This is a genomic window from Synechococcus sp. 60AY4M2 (assembly GCF_002760375.1).
GTDB lineage: Bacteria > Cyanobacteriota > Cyanobacteriia > Thermostichales > Thermostichaceae > Thermostichus.
In genome coordinates, this window is the sequence record NZ_AUMZ01000001.1 from 3006580 (window position 1) to 3010020 (window position 3441).

Annotated in this window: 6 protein-coding genes; 3 read left to right on the forward strand and 3 right to left on the reverse strand. The window is 57.4% G+C overall.

Annotated features, from left to right (window positions below; genetic code table 11):
* Positions 1-366 (reverse strand): MerR family transcriptional regulator (locus SYN60AY4M2_RS13185; protein ID WP_143597330.1); only part of this gene is annotated, 366 nt, incomplete at its 3' end.
* Positions 367-420: 54 nt separating this feature from the next.
* On the reverse strand, positions 421-570 hold the full coding sequence (locus tag SYN60AY4M2_RS14145; RefSeq protein WP_168173344.1) for a hypothetical protein: 150 nt from the start codon (positions 568-570) through the stop codon (positions 421-423).
* 129 nt (positions 571-699) lie between these two features.
* Between SYN60AY4M2_RS14145 and SYN60AY4M2_RS13190 the strand changes: the two genes are divergently transcribed.
* From SYN60AY4M2_RS13190 to rimI, 3 genes are read left to right on the forward strand one after another with little or no spacing between them, the layout of a single operon-like run.
* Positions 700-1824 (forward strand): 5-(carboxyamino)imidazole ribonucleotide synthase, encoded by a 1125-nt coding sequence (locus tag SYN60AY4M2_RS13190; protein ID WP_099813380.1) that lies wholly within the window; start codon positions 700-702, stop codon positions 1822-1824.
* Positions 1821-2246: a hypothetical protein gene (locus SYN60AY4M2_RS13195; RefSeq protein ID WP_099813122.1), complete on the forward strand. Its 426-nt coding sequence runs from the start codon at positions 1821-1823 to the stop codon at positions 2244-2246. The genes SYN60AY4M2_RS13190 and SYN60AY4M2_RS13195 overlap by 4 nt, the downstream gene beginning before the upstream one ends.
* Before the next feature lie 6 nt (positions 2247-2252).
* Positions 2253-2780 carry a ribosomal protein S18-alanine N-acetyltransferase gene (rimI, locus tag SYN60AY4M2_RS13200; RefSeq protein ID WP_099813123.1) on the forward strand — a complete coding sequence of 176 codons (528 nt, stop codon included), beginning with the start codon at positions 2253-2255 and terminating at the stop codon, positions 2778-2780.
* A gap of 324 nt (positions 2781-3104) precedes the next feature.
* On the opposite strand, the gene SYN60AY4M2_RS13205 is transcribed toward rimI, so the two are convergent.
* Positions 3105-3441: transposase (locus SYN60AY4M2_RS13205; protein ID WP_143597307.1), on the reverse strand; the 337-nt coding region annotated here is incomplete at its 5' end.

The window sequence follows — 3441 nt, forward strand, 5'->3', positions numbered from 1 at the left end:
TCCCGCACGAACTCGTTCCAATAAGGCAAGGAACTTTGGCCTTTTGAAGTTGAGACCGCCGCCAACCTCTCCGACCACTTCGGCTCCAGGATAGAGGTCAACCAGTCTTGCAATCTGTCTCTCCAAGTCTGGTTTCTGCCCTCGACTGCTGACTCGGGCGTACAAAACGACTCGTTTGTCCTTCTTGGGCGCTCTGTTCGCGTCAGCGGGCCGGAGGCCAATGTAGCTGTCGAGGTCATACCTTCTCGCCCTACCGGATGGTGTACGTGTTGCATTGATCCAGCCCTTCTGTTCCCATCGCCTCAAGGTGTGGAGACACACCCCAAAATAATCCGCCGCTTCTCTCGGTTTTACATATCTAGCCATGCCAAGCAGCCATACTGAACATACTGTACATTATTTTCAGTATAGTCCAGCATATCATTGACTAGAGTCATGCTCTTCTGGGGAAACCTCTTGATCGGCTGCGACGGCATTGAGGATCTGCTGTTGTTCAGCGCGGGTTAAGACCTTATCTGCCAAAGCCCGGTCGATCAAAGCTCTGAGCTCAGAAGGTTGAGGGGGTTCCACCGTTTTTCTCCTAGCGCTAGAGGGCAAGGGATCCCATAATGGGTTTTGGATCCAAGCAGGCACACCCGTCAGTATAGCGAGACAGTGGTGGAACCCCAGGTATCCCCAAAAAACCAGAGCTTCCAACCGGTGGGGGTGATCGGCGGTGGGCAGTTGGCGCAGATGTTGGCTTTGGCGGCTCGCCCATTGGGGATCCCGCTGATTGTTCAGGCTGCCGCTCCTACCGATCCGGCGGTGGCCGTGGCCGACGGCGTGGTCTGGGGTGCCGTGACCGACACCCAGGCCACAGCCCAGTTGCTGCAACGCTGCCCGGTGGTAACTTTTGAGAACGAGTTCATCCCGCTGGCGGAGCTGCAAAAACTGGATCCGCAGGGATCCCGCTTTCGTCCTCGCCTGAGCACGCTAGAGCCGCTGCTGGACAAGTTGCACCAACGGCAGTTTCTGGCAGAGCTGGGGATGCCGGTGCCGGCTTTTTGGCCTGCGGAGACGGCAGATCTACCTAGCCTGAGCTTTCCCTTGGTGCTCAAGCGGCGGCGGCAGGGCTACGATGGGCAGGGCACCCGCATCCTGCCCGACCCAGCAACCTTGCAACAGGCTCTGGCTGAGTATGCCGGGATCCCGCTGCTGGTTGAAGAGTGGATCCCGTTTGAGCGGGAGCTGGCGGTGATGGTGGCGCGAGGGCTGACGGGAGAAATCCAGATCTACCCCGTGGTGGAGACGGTTCAAGTTAACCAAGTCTGTCGCCACGTCTTGGTGCCCGCCCGCATCCCTTCCTCTGTTGAGGCCGAGATCCGGGATTTGGCGGTCAAGGTGATGGAAAAATTGGATGCGGTGGGCGTGTTTGCCATCGAGCTGTTCTGGGTGCCGCCGCCCCAGCCCAAAGCCGGGATCTGGATCAACGAAATCTCGCCGCGGGTTCACAACTCCGGCCACTACACCCTGGAAGCCTGCCACACCTCGCAATTTGAGCAGCATCTGCGGGCCATCCTCGGTCTCCCCTTGGGGGATCCCTCCCTCAAGTGTGGGGGGGCGGTGATGGTCAACCTCTTGGGCTACGAGCACTCCACCGGCGACTATGCCGAGCAGCGGCAGCGCTTGGCTGCGATCCCCAATGCCACGGTGCACTGGTACCACAAGACCCCCGCCCGCCCGGGGCGCAAGCTGGGCCATGTTACCGTCTGTCTGCCGAGCCCCCCCTCTCCTTCGGAAGCAGCGGCCCTTGTCCGCACCCTCGAATCCTTTTGGCAGCCATGAGCCAAGCGTCGGATCCCTCTTTTTCTCCGGCCATCCAAACCCTGATCCAGGCCATGCAAAGGCGGGATGTGCCCGCGGTAGCGCAGCAGGTCAACGGCCTCTCCCCCCAAGAGCGCTCCGCGGTGTTGACTCCCGCTCTCCAATACCTTGCCGAGGTGGATCCCGACAGCGCCCGCTGGTTTGTTCGCCACCTCATGGCCCCTGCCGTCAAAGCCCAACTGCGAGCAGGGATCCTCAAAGCCGCCCAAGATTACCTGCAAGAGGCCGGCTTCCAAGAAGGGATCGATTACGAGCTCAAGCCCCATCCCCAATCGGGGGGTCAGATCTTAAGCCTTAGCCGCCGAGCCCTGCCCTATGCCGCCCCCGATGACGATCCCTTTGGGCAGTTGTTGCTGGCCGAGTTCTGCGAATTGCGGGACTAGACCACCATGAGCGGTACGAGTTATCGGCTGCAGGTGCTCGACCTCACCGCCCTGCCCCAATTGCTGGAGCTGGATCGCCGCTGCTACGGCGGATACTGGGGAGAACAGGGCTATCGCGCGGAGCTGGAAAGACCCAGCAGCACGGTGATCGGGGTTGTGGCGGAACCGGCTGCCGCTGGCGCTTCCTGTGGCTTGGGCCGAACGGAGTTCCCCCCTCCCTCTCCAGACCTCGCGACGCAAACGACCCAAGCGCTCGTGGGCTTTGGCATCCTCTGGCGCATCGAAGAAGAAGCCCACATCATCTCGTTGGCGGTGGATCCTGCCCATCGGCGGCGTGGTTTGGGTCGAAGGATCCTGGAGGAGCTGTTGAGCCAAGCCAGGGCAGCAGGCTGTCGCTGGGCCACGTTGGAGGTGAGGGCTTCTAACCAGGCCGCCATCCGCCTCTATGAATCGGCAGGGTTTCAATTGCTGGGACGCCGCAAGGGCTATTACAGCGGAGAAGATGCGCTGGTCTATTGGAAAAAGCCAATCTAGAAAAGCAACAACACTGAAAATTTGTGGAAGTTCGCAACCAGATCCCTAGACAAACCGGCAGCCAAGTCTGGCAATCCTACAGAAGATCAATATCGACAGAGCTTTAACTGCCCGGCTGAACTTGTCGTTATTTTGTAGGTTTTGTAGATCATTCAGATTTCCTCTTCTCCTGGACGCAAGCTGCCAGATGTAACTTTTTTAGGCAAAATTTGGCTACAGCCAATTAGGAGCATCTTTTGCGATTTAAGATTGCAATTAGATAAATGGCTGCGGACAATCTGACGATAGGCCAAGACATACTACAACCTACAGCCTGTTAAGGGCTCAAGGGGTACAACAGCAGCACTTAGCAAACCAACTTCGGAAGGAGGATGGATTGATCAGTAGTAAAGAAGTCTTCACTATCTGCTCCATGCTATATTTCCCAATTCTGCAAAGCTGCCGAATAAAATGCTTCAACACCGACCACATCATCTCAATGGGATTCAACTCCGGCGCATACACAGGCAGGTATAGGATTCGTGCTCCTGTCCCCCTAATCAATTCCTCAACTTCCCGACTCTTGTGGATATTTAAATTGTCCATAATCACAACCTTCCTCGCATCTAGCTTCGGACATAGCTCGCTTCTCAAAAACTCCAAAAAATCTCCTTTCTTCATC